The following is a 21,142-nucleotide window of genomic DNA, read 5'->3' as shown; positions in this document are numbered from 1 at the left end:
GGCTCGCCCTCACCCGCCGCAGGGCGGCCTCGCGAACCAGGCCCTGAACCCTCCATCCACCCACCCCCGGCACATCAAGATCAAGACGACTCCCGGCCACCCCTGAAAGATCACCCGACTCAGCCCCTGAGCCGATACCCGACCGCCCCCGAGTGCTCTCCGCCCGGTCTGCACGAGCGTGGAGGGCGGTGTGTGGTGACTGCAGCTCAACGTCGAGGAGACCTCAATCGGGGGCCGCCATCGCGGCCCCCGCTCCTCCCCGGACGGCCTACAGGCAGTCGGCCGGCTCCGCGCCACAGGTACCCGCGTGCGGGCCGTACAGACTCGGCCGGCGGACAAGGCCTACGGGGCGGGGGTGAACTCCACGTCCGTGCCACCGCAGCCAGCCGCGATGTCCCACAGCCGGTCCTGCTCCGCCGCGGCGACCGCGAGGCCCCAGCGGAGCTTGGTCGCGGTCCACTCGGCGCCGTACCGGCACAGCGCATCCGCGGACGGCGGCAGCCACTCCGCCGGGTCCTGGTCCACCTTCGACCGGTTCGAGCGGGCCGTCACCGCCACCAGGGACGCCAGCTGGCCCTGGTCGTTCGCATACGCCTCGCGCCGCGCCGCCGTCCACGCGGACGCCCCAGCTGGCAGGGCGCGTCATTCCAAATGAGCGGTATTGCAGCCGCCTCAGCGGCAACGGCTCTGGCGGGCGAGATCTGGGTGCCCCCGCGACTGCTATCGCAGGGTGTCAGTGCTGCGCGGCATAGTGCCGGGCATGATCAACGACTTGGAAAGCATCAACTGGGCCTCCCTGGGACACGCCTACGGGCCGGCCGGTGATGTTCCGCAATGGCTGCACGACATGGCTTCATCCGACGACGAGATCCGGGAGAAGGCATTCAGCAGCTTCTACGGCGCGGCCCACCATCAGGGAGACGTGTATCCGTGCACGGTGGCCAGCCTGCCGTTCCTGTTCGGCATGGCCGACAGCCCTTCCACACCTGATCGGGCGTCAGTGGTTGCGCTGATCGTGAGCATCGGCCGTGAAGCCGTCGATCGGGACGAGGCCGGCGGTGTATGGATCGGCATCGACGGTGAAGAGACCACTGCCTACCAGGACGCCGCAGCCCTGATACGTGGACGCGGCGAGGTATTCGTCGGCTACGCCTGTGATCCGGACGCGCGGGTGCGTTCGGCCGCGATCGCGGGACTGGGGCTGTTCCTGGACGACGCCGAGCGGGCGGTAGGGGTCCTTCGGGACCGGCTCGACGCCGAAAACGGCACCATGGAGCGGCTGCTGGTGATCCGGACGATGGGCGATCTGGCGCTGCGGCTCCCGGCGGCTGGGAAACCAGCGCGGGCATGGTTCGACCTCCTCGCCGACGGCTCGGCGGTGGATGCCGACGTCCGTCTTGCGGCGCTCGTGCAGCGGGCTCGCTGCGTCCCCGAGTCCATCGACGACACCACGGTGCCCGCCGCGATCGCGCTCCTCCGCCGGATCACGCCGATACCCCTGCCCGAGGAGAGCACGGAAGCAAGCGAGAGCCCAGGGTCGACGGAGCTGTGCACGTGTGCTCTTGAGTCCGAGCCCGACCCTGGTGTTCCTGGGCACGTTGCTGCCGCCTTCGCCGACCTCGACCGCCGCGGCCGGGTCCACGCGCCCACGACGTCCATGCTGGTGACCTTCCACGAGGTCCTCGACGCGCGTGTCGAGGACCGGACCGCGCTGCTCTGCGAGCAGCTGCGCAGCCCGGATGCGGCCACCCGGTACGACGCGATCGACATGGCACGCAAACTGATCATCTCCTGGCGAGGAGACCACACTCCCCTGGTGCGGCTCCTCGCGGCGTGCCTGCTGCCACGCGACTCCTACACGTCGGCGGCTGCAGCCGAGGCGCTCGGGGACCTGGCCGAGCTTGCCGAACCGGCCCGGGAAGCCCTCGCCGCCTACGTCACCACCCAGCGCACCACACATCGACCTGATGCCTGGGCCAGCCCACACGCCGAACTTCGCCGCGCCCACCAGCAGGCGGTCCTGGCACTCGCCGAGCTCGGAGACGAGCGAGCCCTGCCCGGAATGCTGACCGCGCTGGACACCGGCATCGACGCCTGGCGCGCCGTGAACGCGACCGGCCAACTGCCCCAGGCCGCTGCGGAACTCACGCCCCGCCTCATCCGTCTCCTCGCCGACATCGACCACTCCCGCGAATGGCCCGATGTCAGTCCCACCTCTCTCGCGTCCGCGCTCGCCGCACTCGGCGACCCGGCCGCCGTGCCCGCACTCGCCGATGCCATCAAGGCCGCCGTCCAGCGGGGGCAGTGGCGCACGGCCGCGCCCATCTTGAAGTCGCTCGCCTCGTTCGGCCCCCGCGCCGTCACCGCCCTGGAGACCGTCCGCTCCCTGACCGAGGTGGAAGACCAAGGAACCCGTACGGCCGCGACCGGCGCCGTCTGGGAACTTGAGCGCCGCCCCGAGCAGGTCGTTCCGCTGCTGCAACACCTCCTCGACGACAGGCGGAACTTCGACGCGGTCAACCTTGCCGGCCGGATCGGCCCTCCCGCCGCGGCCGTGCTGCCCCGCCTGCGCCAGATACTGAACGACCAACTCGAACAGAACGCACGCAACGAGCAGGACGGTTCAACCGTGCTGAACGACTCCTGGACCCTGGTCCATGTGGCGTCCGCGCTCTGGGACATCAGCAGAGATGGGGAAGACCCCGCCGTCGTGCTGGCGCTGCTGGCCGCCTGGAAGGACAACAACTCCACCGCACGCCATGTCGTTGCCTGCCTCAACCGCATGGGCCCAGCAGCGCACCCCGCCCTCCCCCAGATCCAGTCCGCGCTCGCGCAGCCCCGCCGCGGAGGTGACCCCTGGGGATGGAACATCTCCGTCGACCTCGAAATCCAGCGCGCCTGCCAGTCCATCCTGACGCGTACGCAAGCCTCCCGGGCCACCTCCTGACCGCAGTAGCACCGCCACCGCAAGGCCAGGCCCAACGCGGTGACGGCCCCTTCTCCGCCAGCCCTCGACCTACGGGGCGGGGGTGAACTCCACATCCGTGCCGCCGCAGCCGGCCGCAATGTCCAGCAGCCGGTCGCGCTCCGCCTCGTCGACCGCGAGGCCCCAGCGGAGCTTCGTCGCGGTCCACTCGGCTCCGTAGCGGCACAGCGCGTCCGCGGCCAGCGGGAGCCACTCCGCCGGGTCCTGGTCGGCCTTGCTCCGGTTGGAGCGGGCCGTCACCGCGACCAGGGAGGCCGGCTGGCCCTGGTCGTTCGCGTACGCCTCCCGGCGCGCCGCCGTCCAGGCGGAAGCGCCAGCTGGCGGGGTGCGTCATTCGGATCGAGCGGTGTTCCTGTGCGTGTGGTTCACGGTGCTGTGGCGGGTGGTGCGCAGGGGGCTGTGCCAGGTGTTTCTATCGGACTGGGCGGGGGCCAGCGGCAGGCTGGGGGAAGGAGTTCTACGCTCCCTTGAGCGGCGTTAGGGACGCGTATGGATTTCACATGAGGCGCTGTGGTCGCCTCCGGGCAGGCGGGGCGCGGGGGTCACGGGGTCGCGCTGAACGGGGCTTTCCCCGTTACTACGAGGCCTGTTCGGCCCGGGACGGATGATGGATGGTGCGCTGGGCACAAGGCCAGGGCGGGTGAGGGGACTGGTCCCTCCGGTGCGGGGCCGCATCGGCGGCAGACCCATACTTTCTGCGGGCGACCGCCCGGACGTCCCGCTCACTGCTTGGTCAGGTGCAGCCCGTAGAGCGCGATGACTGGAGCCCTCCGGTCACCGCCGACGATACGGACCTGGACGTCCGGATGGCCCGGCAGGCACGCGTTCACGTTGTCACCATGCAGCCACATCTGGACCGAGGTCGACATCTGGGGGTAGTCAAAGACCCATTGGCCCCGTTCCGTGCACGTCCCGATCCGCAAGGTGTACTGGCCGCCCCGCCCGGGCTGCGTCTCCTCGGTCAGGGTCAGGGAGGCGGCGTCGTGCGGAGCGGTCCAGACCCCCGGATAGTCGGTGTACGGCCCGGCGCAGGAGCCGCAGGCCGCCACGACCAGCGCGGCGAGGGCGACCGCGGCCACGACGCGGGACGGCCCGCTCGGCAGCTCGGCTCTGTGGTCGGCGCAGATGACGGTGGCCACACACGAGGCGACCATAGCGACGACACACCAGCCGACCCACGGTCCCGATCCCGCCGCGCCCAGCACGATCAGAAGGGCCAGCGCGAGGATCCACGAGGCGGCCGCCCGCCACAGGGCCGTGGTGTTCCGCGGAAGACGCAGCGCCAGCACCGCGACCACGACGGGCAGGACCGCCAGCGCCAGGCCGAGCAGCACCGCGCACTCCTTGGCGAAGGTGCCTTCATATTCCGGCACCAGCACGGTGGTGTCCGCCAGGGCGAAGGCCCCCGACAGCCCCACGACCTCCACCGCGAGCGCCGACCACAGGACGACGGCGAACCGTCGGCTGGCCGTTCCGTCCCCCACCGCTGTCACCACTTCTCTCCCCACCCCAGCCCCCCCACATTTGAGCACGTTCAATTCCAGGGTGCATGGTACGGGACCCCGGCCCCCCGGCCCCCGGCCGCGAGCCCAAGACCGCTGCCAGCAGTACATTCGGTGCGCCTTGGGCGCGGCCTCCCCACCGCTCCTGAGTCCGGACACTAGGCTCGCCGGCGCAGTGGGGCGGTGCAGGCGTAGGTCGGTCCTCCAAGCCGGGGCCGCGCTGCAAGACGTGGGCGGGGCACAGTCGTAGCGCACCAGGTCCGTCTGCAGCGCGCTGGCGGCCGCCGCCGGACCCGGGTACGTCCTCGAAGCCCACGCCCAGGCGCAGCCGCTGGACCCGCAGCGGCGGCGGAGAGCGCCGTGGTCGACGGCCCGGTCCGCGCTGACCTCGGCGACAAGGACGGGGCAGACGAGGGTGGTGTCGAAGACGACGGAACTGGGCCGCGCCGTGGCCGGCCACCGAGTGACGAGACCTGCGGCGCCGCAGGCGCGGGTGGCGGCCGGCGCTGCGACGCCTCGAACGACAACCGGCCCGCCTCGGCGTACCAGACGACGAGTTCGCCGTTGAGGACCAGGCCGTGCGGCGACTGCGCCTCGGCGGCCGCCCACCAGGTCCGGCCACCGGTCGTACACCAGCGCCCCGCGACGGGTCTGCACCAGCACGCTGCCGCCCGGGCCGGCAGCGGTGAACAGCAGCGCCCGATGACCGTCCAGCTTCTGCTCGTACGCCACCCCCGCCCGCAGTGCCGCCGGGCCCGGCACGGCTTCCGCCGCCTGCGCCAGCATCGGCTCCACCGGCGGTCTGAGCGTCACGGGGCCTCCCTCGCGGCTTGTCGGGCCCCCTCTTCCAGGGTCCGCCATCCACGCCGGAGGCGGCTCTGCAGGACGGCCGTCGCATCATCCATCTGAGGGGCGCAGCGGGCCCGTCGGAGGCGCCCTGCGGGGCGTGTCGCGGGACGCCCATCGCGAGGATGGCCGGCTGCCATGGGCGTGCCTGTTCACACCGCTGCTGGGCCCGGCACCTCGGCCGCCTCCTGAAGGGAGGCGGCCGTTCGCGTCAGCGGCGCAGCGCCTCGGCCGGCTGGATCCGGCTGGCCCGCCAGGCCGGATAGAGGCCCGCGGCCAAACCCGTGGCCAGGCCGACCACAGGAGCGGCGGCGACCGTGCCCGGATGGACGACGGGCGTCCAGTCGCGGGCGAGGGAGACCGCGACCACGGTAAGGGTGCCCAGGGACGTGCCCAGCAGACCCCCCAACCCGCCCAGGGCCCCCGACTCCGCGAGGAACTGGGCGGTGATGTGCCGGCTGCGGGCGCCGAGCGCCCGGCGCAGTCCGATCTCGCCGGTGCGCTCCATGACGGCCACGAGGGTCGTGTTGGCGATGCCCACCGCGCCGATGACCAGACAGATCCCCGCCAGCAGCAGGAACAGCTGGTCCAGGTCCGACGTGACGCTCTTGCGCAGGGACTTCGGGTCGGGCGGAGGAACGGCCTTGAGGTACTCGGGGTGGTCGGGGCGCAGTGCCATGGGCACCTCGCGGGCGATCTGCTGCGCCGCGCCCACCTTCGTGGAGATCAGCATGGAGGCGGGCGTGTCGGTCGGCGGCCCCCAGATCCGTTCCGCGGTGGTGCTCGGAACCATGACGGAGAGCAGCAGGTCGGGCTTGCGGTCGACGTCGTCGAGGATGCCGACGACGGTGAACGGCTCGTCGCCGATGAAGATCGCCGGATGGGTCCGCAGCGTCGTGATGCCGAGACGGGCGGCGATGCCCGATCCGATGACGGCCACGGGCTGGGCCGAGTCGGACAGGTACGCGTCGTAGGCGCGGCCCTGGGAGAGCCGGGGCCCCGCCGCCCGGAGGGCCCCGGGCGACAGGGCGATCACGTCGACCTGCGCGGCCGCGCCGGCGCCGACCGGGGACGAGCGCACGGCGGTGGCGCCGTTCAGCCGCACGGTCCAGAACACCCCTGCAGCCTCTACTCCGTTGAGCCTGTCGACGCGTTCGTCGGCGTCTTTGGGGAAGGCCGGCCCTGCAAGGTTGTCCACCTCGCGGGCGATGTCCACGACGGTCACCTCCGTCGCGGACAGGACGGTGAACCGTGCGTCGATCTGCGAGGACGTGGTGGCGGTCAGGCCGAGGACGGCCACGAACGTGCCCACCCCGAGGACGGTGCCGAGCGCTGTCAGGGCCGAACGGGCCGGGCGCTGCAGCATCCCGGCCACGGACTCCGAGAGCAGGTCGCGCCAGGCGAAGGTGGAGGGTTCGACGAGGCGGCCGCGGTGACGCCGGCGGAAGGCTCTCACGCGATCACCCGGTCTTCGAGGGAACCACCGAGGGAACCACCGAGGGAGCCGCCGGGCGAGTCTCCGAGGACGCCGTCGCGGATCGTCACCATACGGCTCCCGTGCCCGGCGGTCTGCGGGTCATGGGTGATGACGACCACGGTCATCCCGTCCGCGTTCAGCTCGTCCAGGAGCGCCAGGACCGTCCGCGCGTTGTGCGTGTCGAGGTTGCCCGTGGGTTCGTCGCAGAGAAGCAGCGACGGCCGGGCCACCAGGGCCCGGGCTATCGCCACGCGCTGGCGTTCGCCGCCCGACAGCCGGGCCGGTACGGCGTCGACGCGGTGCGCGAGGCCCACGTGGTCCAGCGCCTCGAGGGCGCGGGCGCGCCGCTCGGAGCGGGGCACTCCGGCGTACACCATGGCGAGGACGACGTTCTCCAGCGAGCTGCGCAGCGGGAGGAGATGGAAGGACTGGAAGACGAAGCCGATGCGCCTGCCCCGCAGGCTCGTGCGGTCGGCGTCCCCGAGGCTTCCGGTGTCGATCCCGTCGAGGAGGTACGAGCCCGTCGTCGGCGCGTCCAGCAGGCCCACGATGTTCAGGAACGTCGACTTCCCCGACCCGGAGGGGCCGACCACGGTGACGAACTCGCCGCGCCGGACAGTGAGGTCGCACGGCTTCAGCGCCTCCACCGGCGGCGGGCCCGGGTAGACCAGACCGGTGCCCCGCAGCTCGATCACCGGCGGAAGCGGGCCGGTCCCGGAGTCCGCGGGCGGTGCCCCCGGTGCCCCCGGTGACTCCGTCCCGGCCGGCCGGCGGGCGGTCACTGCGCTGTCCGTACGTCGACGCCCGTCACCACGGCCTCGCCCTCGTGCAGCGCACCGGGCTCCACCGGAACGACCTCCACGAAGCCGTCGCCCGTGGTTCCCGGACGCACCTCCACCCGTCGCTCGGAACCGTTCGCCGCGACGACGGTGACCGTGGTCCGGCCGTCGGCGCCCGCCGAGATCGCGGAGCCCGGAACCACCAGGGCCGCGCCCTCGGTGGACGCCGCCTCGACCGTCAGCCGCACGTCCTGGCCCGACAGGCCCGGATCCAGCGGGCTGTCCGGCCGGACCACGACGAGATAGCCCTCCCGCCCCGCGGGAGCGGCGCCCTCGCCCTCCGTGTTCTTGTCCGTGGCTTCGCTCTGCCCGGACTGCATGGTGTCCGCGACCGACAGGACCTTCCCGGTGACGGTGGTCCCGCTGAGCTCCGCGAGGATCCGGACCTTCTGCTGGGCGCGGACCATGCCCTTCTGGTGCGGCCGGAGCCGCCCTTCGACGACGAGCTCGCCCGCCGACATCGTCAGCACTGGTCCCGACACCGTCGAGCCGACCTTCACCGTCACCGAGGCCACACGGGCGGGGAACGCCTTCAGGAACACCACTTCGCCGGCCGGCAGCATCGGCCCGTCCGCCGCCCGGGCCTCGGACAGTGCTTTCTGCGCGTCGTCCAGATCCTCCTGCGCGCGGGTCACCGCCTTGCGGAGATCGCTCGTGGAGCCGCCGGTGGTCGCCTTGCCGCCGGCCGGTTCGGTTCCCGCGGTAGTCCCGGAGTTCCTCTGCAGCGCCTCCCGGGCATCCTCCAGGGCCCTCCGTGCGCCGGTGACGGTCTCCTCCGCCGCCTTCACGGCGGCGCCGCCGCCGTCTGCCTGGGCCGGCAGTGGGTCGTAGCCGATCGATGCGTAGAACGCGGTGAGAGCCGCCTTCGTCCCGGCGCCGAACACGCCGCGCCGGTCCGAGCCGGTGCCGTGCCCCGTCCGGCCCAGCGCATGCTGCAGCTGGGCCACGTCGTCGCCCTCTGCGCCCGGCTTGAGGTCCCGGTACACCGGAAGTCCGCCCTCCAGGGCGAAGACGGGGCGGCCCGACACCTCCAGGAGCACCCGGCCCGCGGCGACCGTGTCCCCAGCCGCCACCGCCACCTTGGTCACGACCGGCCGGGCGGCGCCCGCTCCGGCGTTGACCGCCGGCGTGACCGGAATCGTCTGGTCGGCGGTCACCTTGCCCCGCAGGACGAGGGTCTCCGTCAGCACCCGCCGCTCGACCACCGCGGTGAGCACGTCGGCGGGCGGCGGCCCCGCCTCCGCCGCCGCCTGCGCGGGTGACTTGATCACCGTGGACGCGCCGACGCCGGCCGCCGCGGCCAGCACCGCGCCCACCGCCATCGCCGCCACCCAGCGCCGCCGCCGCGACAGTCCGCTCCCGGCGCCGGGTTCCCCGGCGGCATCGTGCGGGTCGTCCGCGCCCGGTCCGCCCGCCATGAGTTCCGAGGACACGGCCCTCTCCTTCGCGCCGTCCGACTCCTGCATCAGCCCTGGCCGAGCGCGTCGGCCGCGTTGCGGAGCCGGGTCTCGTTGGCCTTCCTCGCCTCTTCGAGGGCCTCAGCGTTCGTCTCGATCGCGCGCTTCTGGTAGGCGGTCTCCACGGCCATCCATACGCCCGCGACGTTGTGCTTCTGCTTGCACTTCGCGTCGGCGGAGGCCACCGCCCGCTCCTTGTCGGTCGGCTCCGGCGTGGCGAACTCACGGTCGTTGTTGGAGTCCCACGGCCCGTCGTACGAGTAGCCCGCCTGGTCCATGCAGTCGCTCCACTGGGACCAGACGGCGCGGACCTGCGGGTCCCGCTCGGCCCGGCTCGCGTTCTCCACGACGAGCCGCTCGACCAGTTCGTCGGGGCCGGACGCGGCCTTGTCGGCCTTCTGCTGCCCGTTCAGCTTGGCCCGCTGGGTGAGCACGCACTGCCCGGCGGCCTCCTGTGCGGTGGCGGAGCCGTCCTGTCCCTGCTCCTTACCCTTCGCGCCCTGACCGGTGGTCCCGGTGACGTGGTAGCCGGTCTGGGATCCCTCCTCCGGGTCGAGCAGGCCGTAGCGGCGGCCGTTCCGGCTGCCCTCACGCACCGGGGGACGCTGCGGCGGAGCCCACGCGAAGCCCTGCTTCGTCATGCAGTCGGTGACGAGGGTGTCCAGGGCGTCCTGCACCTTCCGGGCGTCGCGGGGGCTCAACTGGTAGGCGTCCAGAGGCAAGGTCAGCTGTTCGGCGTCAGTGATCTTCGGCACCTGGCCGATGGCTATCGGCTTGCCCGGCGTGTCCGGGTCCGCTCCGCCGGCCTCCGCGGCAGAGCACCCGGTCAGCAGAACAGCGGTCGAGGCGAGAAGTCCCGCGTACGGCGCGAGGGAGGATCGTACGGAGCGGCGGGGTGCGTCGGGCACGGTGGTGACGTCCATTCGGAGGATGGGGGAGGGCGGGAACTGCAGAGCCGTCGCCGCCCCGCGCCGAGACGCGTGGCGGCGACGGCCGGAGGGGGTCACCCTCAGAAGTCACACTGCGAGTAGCCGCCGACACCGCCGTCGTTCCAGCAGTGCGAGCTGTACTGGTCGTTGTAGCTCACCGAGTTGGCGCGCCCGTACTCGGGGAGCGTCTGCCAGGAGCCGCCGTAGTTGGAGTTGGTGAAGAAGCGGACCTTCCAGTTGGGGTCCCAGCTGTCCAGCGAGGAGGCCCGGTCATTCGTGGACTCCTCCGGGTATATGACCGTCCACGTGTTGTTCCAGTAGTTGGGGTCCGCGTACTGGTGGTCGATCCACGCGCCATTCAGGTTGCTGTCTCTGTAGATGCAGACCTCCTTCGCCTCGCAGAAGGAGTTGAACTGGCTCGCGCTGGACGACCCGGCGGCGGTGAAGACCATGGCCATGGAGGCCGCAACGACCGCTGTCAGACGAAGAGCGTGCACCGTCTTGTTCATGAACGAAATCCTTTACGTGGAGTGCTCGGAAGAGCCCCGTGGACGCGGCTCCGGGGACGGGAATCCGGAATGGAGATGCGGGGGCAGGCTGAAGACGGACGGTTCGTCAGAACCGTCCTCCTCAAGCCACTTGGTGGGGCAGGCTGATTTCTACACTCTGTTGAACTCGACCGACAAGTGGTGATCACTCTGTGGTCCTTATCCGCCCCGCGTTTCAGGAAAGCGGCAGGTCACGCACTCGGTCGGCGGCCTCCTCGGCGGTCGCCACCACCGCCACGCCCACCGGCGCCGGCGGGCTGCGGCCACGACGACCGGGCTCCGGCCCTCGCGGTCCGCTGCGAGCCTCGACGGCGGGTCCGCCGACCGCATCCGGAACGACTGCGGGCAGTCCGCGAAGGCGGCGAGCCCCATCCGCCCGGTCGCGAGGAGCACCCTCTCGCCGAGCGCGTCCAGCGCTCCACTGCCCCTCCAGGGAGCCCACTTCGCGCCGGTCGTCCCCCCTCGACCGGGACCCAGCGCCGCCGGCGCCCCCGCTGGGCGCCGACGAAGTCGCCGACCAATGGATATGGTCAACGCCTCCCGCGGCGCCCGCCGCGCAGGGACGGACTTGGCCGAACAGGCCCGCCAGATCCACCGGGCCCTCCTCGACCACGGCCGACGGACCTTCGCCACCGGCCAGCTGCTGCATCGCCCTGGACGGGACCGGCGCCCAGCTCGTCAACGCAGGCCACCCCTGGCCCCTGCTGCGCCTGTGCGACGGCGCGGTCGACGTGCTGCACCTGGACGTGGACCTGCCCTTCGGCATCACCACTCAGGGCCTGTACCAGGTGCAACAACTCGACCTGCGCCCCGGCGACCGCCTTCCTGCTCCACACCGACGGCATGCAAGAACGCGACGCCGAAACAGTCGACCTGCCCGCCCTCCTCCGCAAGACCGCAGCCGAGCATCCACGCGAGGTCGTACGCACCCTGGTCGGCGCAGTCACCGGCGCCTACAACGGCCGGCCACCCAAAGACGACGCCACCGTCCTCTGCCTCGACTGGCACGGCCCCCACACCGCAGGCGGCCGCCCAATTGCTTGAGACCGCGGGCACTGGCCCCGGCCGACTCTTTTCCCCCGCTGGGCGGAATCGACATAGTGGCGTCCGGCGCTGCCATACCGCTTTCGGTGGATCCCGGTGCGTGGGCGGCCCGGTCCGGGCAGCCTGGAAGCCGCAGGGCCAGCCGGTAGGACAGCTCGAACGCACCCCGCAAGGAGGGGTTGGTCGTCGTGGACAGCGTGCTGCTGGCGTTGGGGGCCGCGCACGAGGGGCCCTGGGGGTGCTGTTGGCCGACGGGAGTGAGCCGGGCTACTTCGACGTGGGCAGCGGTCCGATCGTGCGGTCGTCGACCGAGTGGCACGCCTAGGACGGCCGGTTCGACCGGCCCCGGGCCGCAGTCCCGCGGGGCAGCTCGTGCGGCTTGCGGGAGAGGGAACGGCCGTGGGCGCACTCTCTCCGCGGGTCCCGGGGCTCGCCGGTGACCCGGCGGACGCGGGTCGGTGTCATGCCGAGGCCGGTGGGTTCGTCGATCCGGCGGCACGGCGATACTCGGCGTTGATCCGCTGAGCTTCTTCCAGCTGGTCCTCGAGGATGACGATGCGGCAGGCGGCCTCGATCGGGGTGCCCTGGTCGACGAGTTCCCGGGCGCGGGCGGCGATGCGCAGCTGGTAGCGGGAGTAGCGGCGGTGGCCGCCCGCGGAGCGGAGCGGGGTGATCAGGCGGGCTTCGCCGATGGCTCGGAGGAAGCCCTGTGTGGTGCCGAGCATCTCGGCGGCCCGGCCCATCGTGTAGGCGGGGTAATCGTCGTCGTCGAGACGGCCGAACGAGTCGTCTGCTGTCATGGAACCTCTCTCGTGGAACATGTGGAGGGGCCCTGGTGCCGTACGGCACCAGGGCCCCGAAGGAACTGTTACACCATCTGCCGGCCCTGATACTGCGCCGACCTTCTGTATCCGCTGACCCGCCCGAACGGGGACGGGAGATGCGGGGATCGCGGTTGCTTGACCGGAGACCACCTCACTGTCGATGTCCTGCGGTACCCGGGCTCAGCCTGCCGCCCGGGCGATCCTGATGGCGCCTCAACTCCTCCGTTCATCCCTCGGATGATCAATTGCTTACCAAGCGGGGAACTGCGAACTGCGTGTACTGCTGCACTCGTACTGCTGGTACTTCGTATTTCTTTACTGCTCGTGGCCTGACCGAGCGCCACGCTCCGGCAGCCAGCCCCGTCGCCCATCCTTCATCTGCTCTGGCTCAGAACCCCACTGCCGAACGTCCCGGTGCGCGCGCCCGCAGCCGACGCCTTCACCGAGGTGCTGCTCACTTCACTTCACTGCTGGGTACTGCCATCACCGCGGTACTGCCTGCGGCGGCCCCTGATGACTGCGGGCCACCCGGTCCGGCCGTCAGTCCCGTCGCCGTCCTGCACAAGCCTGGCTTCGGAACTCCACCGCCGTACCGTCCAACAACTGCAACTGCGGGTACTACTGCCCGGCAGTTCGTCTCTGCCGGGCCCTTCTTGACTGGGCTACGAGAGAAACCATAACCACACCACCACCCAATGTCTACTCCGGCCGACATAGATTTTTGGATGCGTATCCCTAAGATAATCGGGTGCCGCCGGATTTAGCGGCTGCGGGCGGGGGGACACAGCGACTGGGCGGCGCCGCCGCCTGAGTCCTCATGCGCTGAGGGCCTGTGCCCCGCTCCCCGCCCGGGCTGCCTCAATCATGGGCGGGGTAAAAGATCTTGAGAGAAGGTGAGCAGGGCGTGTGGGTGAACGGTGATGATCGGTGCCGTGTCGTGCATGTGGGTGGCGAGATGGACATCGACCGGGCGCCGATGCTGTACGACGCCCTGCACGCGGCGATCACCCAGCCTGGCGGCGCCGAGGAGATCTTCGTCGACCTGTCCGACCTGTCGTTCTGCGACTCCTCCGGCCTCAACGCCCTCATCCACGCACGGCAGACAGCCGCAGAACACGGCCGGCGTATCATCCTGCGCACCCCGCCGCCTCAGCTCCGGCGCCTGCTGGAGATGACCGGCGCCGACACGCTCTTCCCGGTCACCGACAGCTGACCGGGGCAGCACCCGGCCGGAGTCCCCCACACGGATCGCACACCGGGCGGCCCACGATCGGCCGTGGCACGGTGGCAAGGCGATGAGAGGGTCCACGCACGGCAGGGCCCGGCCGGTTGACGCCACCCCGGCCGGGCCCCGCTACGGGTGATGTCGCGCTCGCGTTCCGACGCTGGACTCTACGGGGCCGGCCGACCCCGTAGCGCTGAAGAATGGCACTACGGATACTCAGACGTCCCAACCGGGCATATCCGCACACTGCTCGAAGTGGCGGCATGGCACCTGCGGGCCCGGGCTCGACGAGAGCTGCGAGCCGCGCTGGACCCTGTCGACGCACGCGTCCTCAAGCGGACAGTTAACGACCCTTTCGCCGCAGAACATCTGCATTGGTGGCTCCGGCGTATCGAGATCTGAGGCAGCCAGACCCGATCCTCGCGCCATCGAGGCGGCCCATCGCGGCCGCGATGTCCGGCCACACCGGGGGAGGAGAGGATCGCGTCGCGGACCAGGCTCTCCGGCATCGACGTGCGCAGGAGGTCGGCCCTCCGGTCGGTGCATGCGGCCTTGATGCGAGCCGCGTTCTCAGTGACGGCCTGGCGGACCCCAGCGGTCATCCGGCCCATCTGTGGCTGAAAGGCGCCGCGGTCGACACCGGCCTGCTGCAGGCCCACGAGCTGCCGAGCCATCAGCAGCCAGTCAAGACCACGCACCCCCGGCCCCGAGGAGAGCGAGCCGTCCACGCGCAGTCGTCCAGGTCCAGCAGACCGGAGCAGCCCACCGTCTCCGCGGGAACACGCCACGCGACACCGTCCGCAGCATGAACTGGACGCCGGCGAGGGCCACTCGGTCAGGAACACGCAACCGCCCGGGATAGCGGCGCCGCCGCTGCTCGCCTGGCTGCTGGCCGGCCTCGAACGGGGTGGATCGGCCGTGAGATCCGCAGCCCGGGAATGAGCCCGTGCTCGGGCGTCGGGGGCGCGGTCACCCGCGCCCCCTTCTGTCGTGCCGTCAGGTGAGCGGGTTCAGGTGATGAACCACAGCAGCGTGACCCTGATGTCGAGGTCCTCGTGCCAGTTCACTCCCACGCGGACCCCCACCTGCCCCCGGTCCTTGGCCACCAGGTTGTGGAGGGTGACGACCGCGGTTCCCATGACGGGCTTGTCGGTGGCACGGCTGTATTCCGTGACGGAGCCGAGCACCATGGCGTAGGCGCCTTTGAAAGCGGGGACGTCCAGGATCCGCTCGAAGATGCCGTGGCCCCTAATCTCGAAGGATTGGGAGGCCATCTCCGGATTCAGCAGGGCCTTGCCTGCGATCCCGTCCACGGACGGGATCGCTTCCTCGGTCCGAGCCTGCACCATGCTGTCGCTTGCCGTGTCCCCGGTGGCGGGTTCACGAAGAGTGTTGTGCGTCATGTCCTTGTCCCTTCGGTGAGGAGGGATCCCGACAGGGCAGCGGCATGACTGTGCCCTCACGTCATACGCGCCATGCCCGTACGGGGATCTCCGACGGACCGGACCGTGTGCGCCGGCGGCTCGACGAGGGAGAACGTCTCGGCCTCGCTGTACGAGCCGACCGGGTGGGTACCGGTCTTCCTTCTCATGGTGGGCCGGATCCACGTTGCTGCGACCCCCTGATGTCAGGGATGGACGGACGGCGGACCAGGGGGCAGCGGATCAGCGGGTCGGCCCCCCGCACGGAACGCATCGGGGACACCGCGAGGCTGAACGGATCAGGGACGGCCCCGGGGTTGACCGGGGCAGGCGCCGCCCGGCGCTGACCGGATCAGCGGGTCAGCGCCGCGCTGAGTTCGTCGCGTCCGTCCGCTCCGGTCTTGCGGAAGACTGCCTTGAGGTGGTCGTTGACCGTGTACGCGGACAGGTCGAGGCGGCGGGCGATCTGCTTGACGGAGGCTCCCGTGCGGAGCTGTGTGACCACGTCGCGTTCCCGGGGGGTAAGGGAGTACCACGCGCACAGGGACGGCAGGACGAGGTCCCAGGTGGCCCCCTGGACGACGAGGGCGACATCGCCTGTGGCGCCCGCGTCGAGCACCTGGCCCTGGCAAGTGGTCCAGCGGCCGCAGGCCGCCGGGGGCGCGCACACCAGAGGGAGCGCTCCGCCCTGACGGCGGGCTTCCGCCCGGGTGACAAGGGAGAATGACAGGAGGAAGGCTTCCGGTACCCACGGGGGGATGGCGTGCGCCGCCCACTGGTCTAGCCATAGCTGCGCCTGCGGGCTGACCGCCTTGACCCGGTGGTCGGGGCCGATGGTGATCACGCCCGCCGACAGGGGCGGAACCTCGGGGCAGAGCGGGCCGGTGGTCGCGTACCGGCGCAGGGCGGCCAGCAGCGCCGGTACGAGCCGGGCCGCCCGCTCGGCGTCGTCCTGGCCGAATGGCACTGCACCCGCGCAGCGGAGCAGCCCGAGCGCTCCCCACACGCCCCGCCTGTCCCGCAGCAGCAGACGCAGCTCGGAACTCGCCCCGTGGGCGGTGAGAATCTCCCGCATGCGCGGGTCCGGCACTGGCGAGCCGTCCGTCCCGGCCCCCACGACGACGGCCGGGGTCCGCAGGAGCGTCGGGATCGCAGGACGCTGCGGGCCGCCTCCCAGATGCCGGTGCATGACGAGCTCCCTGACCAGCTCGGGGTCGTACTCGTGCCAGAAGCTGAAACTGCCGAGTCCGGGACCGGTCGCGGGGTCAGTTCCCACCAGGCTCAGCCCGTCGTGGGCCACGATGGGGGCAAGCACCCGCGAGATCCCCGCTCCGACCTGCTCGGGGCCGGTGCTCTGGCTCGCCGCCGCGTAAAGGTCACCCGCCAGACGTTTGTCGTCGAAGAACATAAGACCCATATCACGCCATTATCCCCGCATGCGCGGGGTCGACGATTCCAAGGACCTGGAAGGGTCGATTCCCGCACGGGGCCGGTACCCGCCCGGCCGGATGCCCGGTCTGGGGAAGGCGCCACCCCCAAACGCGTGCTGGTTCAACAGCCACCCGCGAGCCATGAGGCCCGATGATCTCCTTCCTGAACCGGGTGAGCGGCCGGGCGTTCCGGCGGCTTCGGGGGTAGACGCGCAGTAGCCGTTGGCGATATCCGTGCCGCCGCGTCCTCTCCCCCAGGAGCCACCCTGGAGAGGGGTGTTCCTGGTCCGGGCCTCCTCGACCGCGTGGCGACCGCTCGCCGCGCGGACTGCGTGCGGAAAGGGAGGGGCTCCGCTCCCACCCAGGACGGCCCACCATGCGACCGCACCCGTGCACCCCCGGCATGTTCCATGTGGGCCCTGGCACCCCGTCACCGGCTCTCCCTCCCTCGTGTGCGGGGACGAGGACGCGCAGGCGGAGACGGAATCCGAACAGCGGGTCGGCTACACCCGTTTTCACGTCCGCGGTGAGCTCGACCTCAGCCTCGTCACGTTCGCCGACACCGCCCTCGTCCACGCCCTGCCCCACCACGAACTACCCTCACCGGACCCGTCACGCCCCAGGTGAGCCGGTTCCTCAACGCCACCGGCACCCGCGACCGACGGTGTCCCCGCGATTGGTGACCGGGGCCAGAACCCGCTGCCCCTGCCCACCGTCCGCGGCCAGCACCAGGCGCTGGCCACGCAGCACCTCGTCGTAGACGCTGCGGCCGGAGAAGGCGACCTGTGCTCGGTCCTCGTGATACTCGGCTGCCGTGTCATGAACGCGCAGCAGACGCCGGCCGACCACATCGGCGAACAGGAACGACACGTACCGCGCACCGAACCGGTCCCGCAGATTACGCGCCACGACATCGAGAGAGTCCACCGGCGCGGCAGCCTCCGCCGCCGCCAGCACCTCGGCCGACCCGATCCGATCATCCGCCACATCAGCCTCCACGGGGTTACAAGAATCTTATTCCCGGCGGAACGACGCCATCACCTGTGGGACACCTTCGTCCGCCGAAGGCCGATCGGATGCACCACGGCGACGCCGTCCTACGCCGGCCGGCGAACGCGCCCAGCACACGTGACGCACGACGCGGACGGACGTCAGCCCGCCGTGGTACTGGACGGTCCTTTGAGCTGACCCGGGCACTGGAGGAACGGCAGGCCGAACTCGACGCCACACGAGCTGCAAACCGTGATCGGACCCGCGCCCTCAACCAACGCGGATGACCGCGCCCGGCTGACATCGGCGATCAACCGGGCGCGGGCTCTACTGCACGCTGCCGACGAACCTTGCAACATCGCGGCCAGGGGCCCTGCCCGGCCTCCCCTTTCGCGAGCTGACGGTCGTCCTCGAAGACAAGGGCATGGGGGCTGACCAGCCCACGAGGCTGCGTCACCGCTCTCGCCTCCACGCAGGTGGCCAGCGGGGAGCGGGTATGGACAGCCCTTCGACGGAGGACTCTGGCTGGTCAGTGGCCGGCGTGTCCGTCGTTGTGAGCCGGGGCCGTGGAAGCGGTGTTGGGCTGGCCGGAGATGCCCGGTGCCGGAGTGGTGGCCGGGGTGTGGTCGTCTGCGGCGGGTTCCTCGGCGGTGCCGTGGCTGTGACCACCGCCGGGGGTGGCCTCCATGGACGCCGCGACTTCACGCAGGCCGAAGAAGGCGAGAGCCGCGACCGCGAGAACGGCCAGGCCCAGGAGGCTGAAGATGCGGCGGGTGGGGGTGTCGGCGTCCTTGATGACGTAGGCGACGAAGGAGACGACGATGCCGGCGGGGACGAGGACGGCGCCGCGGGCGGGGAAGTCGTCGAAGTGCTGGAGGCCGCCGCTGAGCATGCCGATGCCGAAAGACAGAAGCAGCGAGGAGCCGATCACCACGAGCATGCGTGGCAGGCCGGGCCGCTCGCGGGTGAGGAGGAACTCGTTGAGGACGGTCGCGGCGAGGAAGACGAGCGCACCGTAGGCGGCGATGCGGGTGTAGCGGTCGGGGTCGAGGGGGTGGTGGACGACGGCGCCGCTGATGAGGCCGGCGCCGACGAAGTAGCCGACGTAGCCGAGGTAGCGGGCGGCCAGTGACCGCTTGCGGGACTGGGCCTTGCGCCGGGCGGCCCGCCCCGCGGCGGGAGTGTCCGGTGTGGCCTGCGGGGTGCGGGCGTCGAGGAGCTGGACGGAGGTCATGTGCGGGTTCCTTGGGTGCGTGCGTGGCTCAACGCCCGGTCGGCCGCGGTGGCGGCGGTCCGGGGTTGGCGACGAGAGTCCGGGCAGATCGGGGCAAAGGGCCCGGATCTATACCTGCTGCACCACGGAACCGAGGGAACTGTGTGACGGAGGAAGGCCGCAGGGACGGGTCTGGGTCCACCGCTGCGGCGTCATCGCGGCGAAGGAGGACGACTCCACGGCCACGGCGGTCGGGTGCGGCCCGGGCAGGTCACAACCCTGCTGCGGGTGCCCGGAGGCGCACGCCTCCGCGGGATGCGGGTGACCGTCACCGGCATCGTCCTGGCGGTCGGGCCGCTGGTCGTCGTGGTGAGAGACGCCGTCATCGCCGGCGGACGCCAGGTGGGGCACGGCGACGGCGCCGCCGGTGACGTGCGCGGAGGCGCTGTCGGCTCCGGCGGCGTGGGTGTAGAGGAACGCGAACAGCAGCGCGGCCAGCCACAGCAGTCGCAGCGGGCCCGCCTGGTGGCGGGTCCGTGCCGTGCCGAGAGCGGGGCGGACCGTAATCACACCGTGACTCTATCCGGCGTCCGGAAGGTGTTGTCCAGTGGCCCCTGCCGACCACGGCTGCCCCCACGCCCTGCTGCGCCTGGCCGAGATGCGGGAGGAGGCCGGGGATCGGGACGGCGCCGAGGCCCTCTACCGGCAGGCCTCCGACCACCCCCTCGCCCTGGTTCACCTGGCCGTGATGATGGAGCGGGCCGGGGACTGGGACGGCGTCGAAGTCGTGGTCCGGCAGGCCGCCGACCGCGGCAACGCCGACGCCCATTTCCGCCTGGCACCCTGATGCGGGAGGAGGCCGGGGACCGGGACGGCCTCGAAGCCCTGGCCCGGCAGGCCGCCGACCACAGCAATCCCAACGCCTTGTACCGCCTGGCCGAGGAGCCTGGAATCTTCAGCAGGCTGTGGCCATATGGCCTGGACCCAGATGGCACACCCACACCTCCATGGCGAGCACCCGTATCGATTCAGCGGAGCAGACGCATACCGCCGGGCGCACCGTAGGGGTACCGCCGTCGGCGGCTGGTGACAGACTTCCTCTCGGCACCCCTACTTGTAGGCGCAAGGGGGTCTGGAAGCACGAGGGATGCCGTTTCACCCCCAGTTCCCCATCGCCGGGGACGTTGGCAAGCTGTGGCAGGCAACGCTCAGCGCAGGACCGCACGCCGACACGCTGAACAGCACTACGCGTGCCGCCCACGCCTCCACCCGACGAGGAGTCCGCATGACAAACCGTGGTCGGCCGCGAGTCCACCTGTTCGCTGGTGGGCCGACCTGGGAAGAGCGCCGATCTCTGCAGCAGGCCAAGACCGCGCAGGAACAGCATCGGAGGAAGAAGCTCGCCAAGAAGCACCGAGCCGCCCTGCAGCGGCTGGACGCCAGCATCCAGGGCCTACGCGTCGCTCTCCAGCACAGGGAGTTGGAGCTGGCCCGGTCACTGCGCGCTGTCGCTTGGGAGCGTGTGAAGCAGCTGCCGCCTGAGCTGACGGGACCTCAGCGAAAGGCCCTCTTCGACTGCAAGCTCCAGATTCAGGCGCTGACGATGGCTCGCCGCATCCCATAGGCCGTCGGAAGTGATCCAACCGGTCAGTACCCCGCGCCCTATGTAGCTGCCCGCCTCGGACGGGGCGTCAGCCTCCCTGCGAAACTGTGGCAATGAGCACCATGCGCCGCCCGCTCGGGCACGGACCGGTCCCCGCCGTCGTTGCCTGCCAGGAGTTGCCAACAGCCCCCCGGCGGACTGCCGCGGAGCGGGCCGGGCAGGACGAGTTTCGCCCGTCCGTCTCCGATTCGGGGATCTCCGCCTCGTCGGGGCGTCGGCGGCTGGGGGACGGACTCCGCAGCTAACGGACCGGCCTGGGCAAGCCTGCGAAGGGCAGGCGGACAACCCCTCCGCGCTGCGGGTCTTCGGGAGTGATACCGGCGCCCATCTCTCCATGGGTCACAGCCGCTGCCGACACCCCGCTTCGATGCCTCAGCCTGCCCAGCTCGGGGTTGAGCGGGCGGATGTACGGCATGTTGTCGTTGTCGTAGATCTCGGTGAGCGGCAGGTGCTGCCCCGTGTAGATGACCGATCGCGCGGAGCTGCACTGCGCCAACGCGGTGTAGTAGCGCTCGAAGGTGGTTCCCCGGGCCGCGATGCGCTCCCGGGCGGGCAGGGAGAACCCGGGCGGCCGGGGCAGGGAGGCGCGCTCCTCGTCGGTGACGATCAGCAGGATGTTGGGGCGCTCGGTCATGACCTGCCCTTCGCTCGCCGCACGCCGCACGCCGCACGCCGGCGGGTGGATCGGGCGGTTGGAGACCGCCCTCGCGCGCGGTTGGGTACGGATGCCTCCGAATCTGGGGTGGGA

At 71.2% G+C, this 21,142-nt stretch carries 18 protein-coding genes and 5 pseudogenes; 6 read left to right on the top strand and 17 right to left on the bottom strand.

Features of this window, described 5'->3' with window-relative positions; all coding sequences use genetic code 11:
* Window positions 1-342: 342 nt before the first annotated feature.
* Window positions 343-639: pseudogene (locus tag OG753_RS40370) on the bottom strand (HNH endonuclease); the annotation flags it as partial.
* A 121-nt stretch (window positions 640-760) separates the two neighbouring features.
* On the opposite strand from OG753_RS40370, the gene OG753_RS40365 reads away from it, so the two are divergent.
* Window positions 761-2,947, top strand: coding sequence for a HEAT repeat domain-containing protein (locus OG753_RS40365; RefSeq protein WP_405786570.1), 2,187 nt, complete (start codon window positions 761-763; stop codon window positions 2,945-2,947).
* Between the two features lie 69 nt (window positions 2,948-3,016).
* Here OG753_RS40365 and OG753_RS40360 read toward each other — a convergent pair.
* The 7 genes and pseudogenes from OG753_RS40360 to OG753_RS40330 form a co-directional block, all read right to left on the bottom strand.
* Window positions 3,017-3,304: pseudogene (locus tag OG753_RS40360) on the bottom strand (HNH endonuclease); the annotation flags it as partial.
* A gap of 404 nt (window positions 3,305-3,708) precedes the next feature.
* Window positions 3,709-4,479, bottom strand: a complete 771-nt coding sequence (locus OG753_RS40355) for a hypothetical protein (protein ID WP_405786571.1) — start codon at window positions 4,477-4,479, stop codon at window positions 3,709-3,711.
* A 1,066-nt stretch (window positions 4,480-5,545) separates the two neighbouring features.
* Window positions 5,546-6,790, bottom strand: coding sequence for an ABC transporter permease (locus OG753_RS40350; RefSeq protein ID WP_405786572.1), 1,245 nt, complete (start codon window positions 6,788-6,790; stop codon window positions 5,546-5,548).
* Window positions 6,787-7,506, bottom strand: coding sequence for an ABC transporter ATP-binding protein (locus OG753_RS40345; protein WP_405786573.1), 720 nt, complete (start codon window positions 7,504-7,506; stop codon window positions 6,787-6,789). The genes OG753_RS40350 and OG753_RS40345 overlap by 4 nt, the downstream gene beginning before the upstream one ends.
* Before the next feature lie 83 nt (window positions 7,507-7,589).
* A complete protein-coding gene (locus OG753_RS40340) occupies window positions 7,590-9,083 on the bottom strand; it encodes a peptidoglycan-binding protein (RefSeq protein ID WP_405786574.1) in 1,494 nt (497 codons plus the stop codon).
* A gap of 32 nt (window positions 9,084-9,115) precedes the next feature.
* Complete coding sequence (locus tag OG753_RS40335; protein ID WP_405786576.1) at window positions 9,116-10,030, bottom strand: hypothetical protein; 915 nt, start codon at window positions 10,028-10,030, stop codon at window positions 9,116-9,118.
* Window positions 10,031-10,116: 86 nt separating this feature from the next.
* Complete coding sequence (locus OG753_RS40330; protein ID WP_405786577.1) at window positions 10,117-10,545, bottom strand: peptidase inhibitor family I36 protein; 429 nt, start codon at window positions 10,543-10,545, stop codon at window positions 10,117-10,119.
* A 565-nt stretch (window positions 10,546-11,110) separates the two neighbouring features.
* Here OG753_RS40330 and OG753_RS40325 point away from each other — a divergent pair.
* Window positions 11,111-11,628 (top strand): annotated as a pseudogene (locus tag OG753_RS40325) (PP2C family protein-serine/threonine phosphatase); the annotation flags it as partial.
* A gap of 461 nt (window positions 11,629-12,089) precedes the next feature.
* On the opposite strand, the gene OG753_RS40320 reads toward OG753_RS40325, so the two are convergent.
* The gene (locus tag OG753_RS40320; RefSeq protein ID WP_383204160.1) at window positions 12,090-12,428 is read right to left on the bottom strand and encodes a MerR family transcriptional regulator; all 339 of its coding nucleotides are present in this window, start codon (window positions 12,426-12,428) and stop codon (window positions 12,090-12,092) included.
* Window positions 12,429-13,356: 928 nt separating this feature from the next.
* Between OG753_RS40320 and OG753_RS40315 the strand changes: the two genes are divergently transcribed.
* Complete coding sequence (locus tag OG753_RS40315; RefSeq protein ID WP_405792472.1) at window positions 13,357-13,665, top strand: STAS domain-containing protein; 309 nt, start codon at window positions 13,357-13,359, stop codon at window positions 13,663-13,665.
* A 760-nt stretch (window positions 13,666-14,425) separates the two neighbouring features.
* Here OG753_RS40315 and OG753_RS40310 read toward each other — a convergent pair.
* From OG753_RS40310 to OG753_RS40295, 4 genes and pseudogenes are all read right to left on the bottom strand, one after another.
* Window positions 14,426-14,562 (bottom strand): annotated as a pseudogene (locus OG753_RS40310) (IS5/IS1182 family transposase); the annotation flags it as partial.
* A gap of 125 nt (window positions 14,563-14,687) precedes the next feature.
* Window positions 14,688-15,080: a hypothetical protein gene (locus OG753_RS40305; protein WP_405786579.1), complete on the bottom strand. Its 393-nt coding sequence runs from the start codon at window positions 15,078-15,080 to the stop codon at window positions 14,688-14,690.
* A 56-nt stretch (window positions 15,081-15,136) separates the two neighbouring features.
* Window positions 15,137-15,268, bottom strand: a complete 132-nt coding sequence (locus OG753_RS40300; RefSeq protein ID WP_405786580.1) for a hypothetical protein — start codon at window positions 15,266-15,268, stop codon at window positions 15,137-15,139.
* A 182-nt stretch (window positions 15,269-15,450) separates the two neighbouring features.
* Window positions 15,451-16,515: a helix-turn-helix transcriptional regulator gene (locus OG753_RS40295; protein ID WP_405786581.1), complete on the bottom strand. Its 1,065-nt coding sequence runs from the start codon at window positions 16,513-16,515 to the stop codon at window positions 15,451-15,453.
* Window positions 16,516-16,978: 463 nt separating this feature from the next.
* Between OG753_RS40295 and OG753_RS40290 the strand changes: the two genes are divergently transcribed.
* A complete protein-coding gene (locus OG753_RS40290; RefSeq protein WP_405786582.1) occupies window positions 16,979-17,155 on the top strand; it encodes a hypothetical protein in 177 nt (58 codons plus the stop codon).
* A 30-nt stretch (window positions 17,156-17,185) separates the two neighbouring features.
* Here the strand turns inward: OG753_RS40290 and OG753_RS40285 are convergent.
* The 3 genes and pseudogenes from OG753_RS40285 to OG753_RS40275 all read right to left on the bottom strand — a co-directional run.
* Window positions 17,186-17,515 (bottom strand): annotated as a pseudogene (locus tag OG753_RS40285) (serine/threonine-protein phosphatase); the annotation flags it as partial.
* Between the two features lie 532 nt (window positions 17,516-18,047).
* Complete coding sequence (locus OG753_RS40280; RefSeq protein ID WP_405786583.1) at window positions 18,048-18,752, bottom strand: hypothetical protein; 705 nt, start codon at window positions 18,750-18,752, stop codon at window positions 18,048-18,050.
* A gap of 108 nt (window positions 18,753-18,860) precedes the next feature.
* Window positions 18,861-19,301 (bottom strand): hypothetical protein, encoded by a 441-nt coding sequence (locus OG753_RS40275; RefSeq protein ID WP_405786584.1) that lies wholly within the window; start codon window positions 19,299-19,301, stop codon window positions 18,861-18,863.
* A gap of 37 nt (window positions 19,302-19,338) precedes the next feature.
* On the opposite strand from OG753_RS40275, the gene OG753_RS40270 reads away from it, so the two are divergent.
* The gene (locus OG753_RS40270; protein WP_405786586.1) at window positions 19,339-19,578 is read left to right on the top strand and encodes a tetratricopeptide repeat protein; all 240 of its coding nucleotides are present in this window, start codon (window positions 19,339-19,341) and stop codon (window positions 19,576-19,578) included.
* A gap of 438 nt (window positions 19,579-20,016) precedes the next feature.
* A complete protein-coding gene (locus tag OG753_RS40265; protein ID WP_405786587.1) occupies window positions 20,017-20,355 on the top strand; it encodes a hypothetical protein in 339 nt (112 codons plus the stop codon).
* Between the two features lie 280 nt (window positions 20,356-20,635).
* On the opposite strand, the gene OG753_RS40260 is transcribed toward OG753_RS40265, so the two are convergent.
* Window positions 20,636-21,028 carry a hypothetical protein gene (locus tag OG753_RS40260; protein ID WP_405786589.1) on the bottom strand — a complete coding sequence of 131 codons (393 nt, stop codon included), beginning with the start codon at window positions 21,026-21,028 and terminating at the stop codon, window positions 20,636-20,638.
* Window positions 21,029-21,142 lie beyond the last annotated feature (114 nt).

Origin of the sequence: Streptomyces sp. NBC_00029, from assembly GCF_045160505.1 — a bacterium.
In the GTDB taxonomy this organism is placed as follows: Bacteria; Actinomycetota; Actinomycetes; order Streptomycetales; family Streptomycetaceae; genus Streptomyces.
Note: the sequence above shows the minus strand (reverse complement) of the source record. Positions and strands in the feature narration are given on the sequence as shown.

What these genes read in the sequence shown, in the direction of transcription:
- OG753_RS40260 (WP_405786589.1), bottom strand. Translation starts at nt 21,028, where the DNA reads ATGACCGAGCGCCCCAACATCCTGCTGATCGTCACCGACGAGGAGCGC.
- OG753_RS40335 (WP_405786576.1), bottom strand. Translation starts at nt 10,030, where the DNA reads ATGGACGTCACCACCGTGCCCGACGCACCCCGCCGCTCCGTACGATCC.
- OG753_RS40295 (WP_405786581.1), bottom strand. Translation starts at nt 16,515, where the DNA reads ATGGGTCTTATGTTCTTCGACGACAAACGTCTGGCGGGTGACCTTTAC.
- OG753_RS40365 (WP_405786570.1), top strand. Translation starts at nt 761, where the DNA reads ATGATCAACGACTTGGAAAGCATCAACTGGGCCTCCCTGGGACACGCC.
- OG753_RS40280 (WP_405786583.1), bottom strand. Translation starts at nt 18,752, where the DNA reads ATGACCTCCGTCCAGCTCCTCGACGCCCGCACCCCGCAGGCCACACCG.
- OG753_RS40265 (WP_405786587.1), top strand. Translation starts at nt 20,017, where the DNA reads ATGACAAACCGTGGTCGGCCGCGAGTCCACCTGTTCGCTGGTGGGCCG.
- OG753_RS40300 (WP_405786580.1), bottom strand. Translation starts at nt 15,268, where the DNA reads ATGAGAAGGAAGACCGGTACCCACCCGGTCGGCTCGTACAGCGAGGCC.
- OG753_RS40305 (WP_405786579.1), bottom strand. Translation starts at nt 15,080, where the DNA reads ATGACGCACAACACTCTTCGTGAACCCGCCACCGGGGACACGGCAAGC.
- OG753_RS40320 (WP_383204160.1), bottom strand. Translation starts at nt 12,428, where the DNA reads ATGACAGCAGACGACTCGTTCGGCCGTCTCGACGACGACGATTACCCC.
- OG753_RS40330 (WP_405786577.1), bottom strand. Translation starts at nt 10,545, where the DNA reads ATGAACAAGACGGTGCACGCTCTTCGTCTGACAGCGGTCGTTGCGGCC.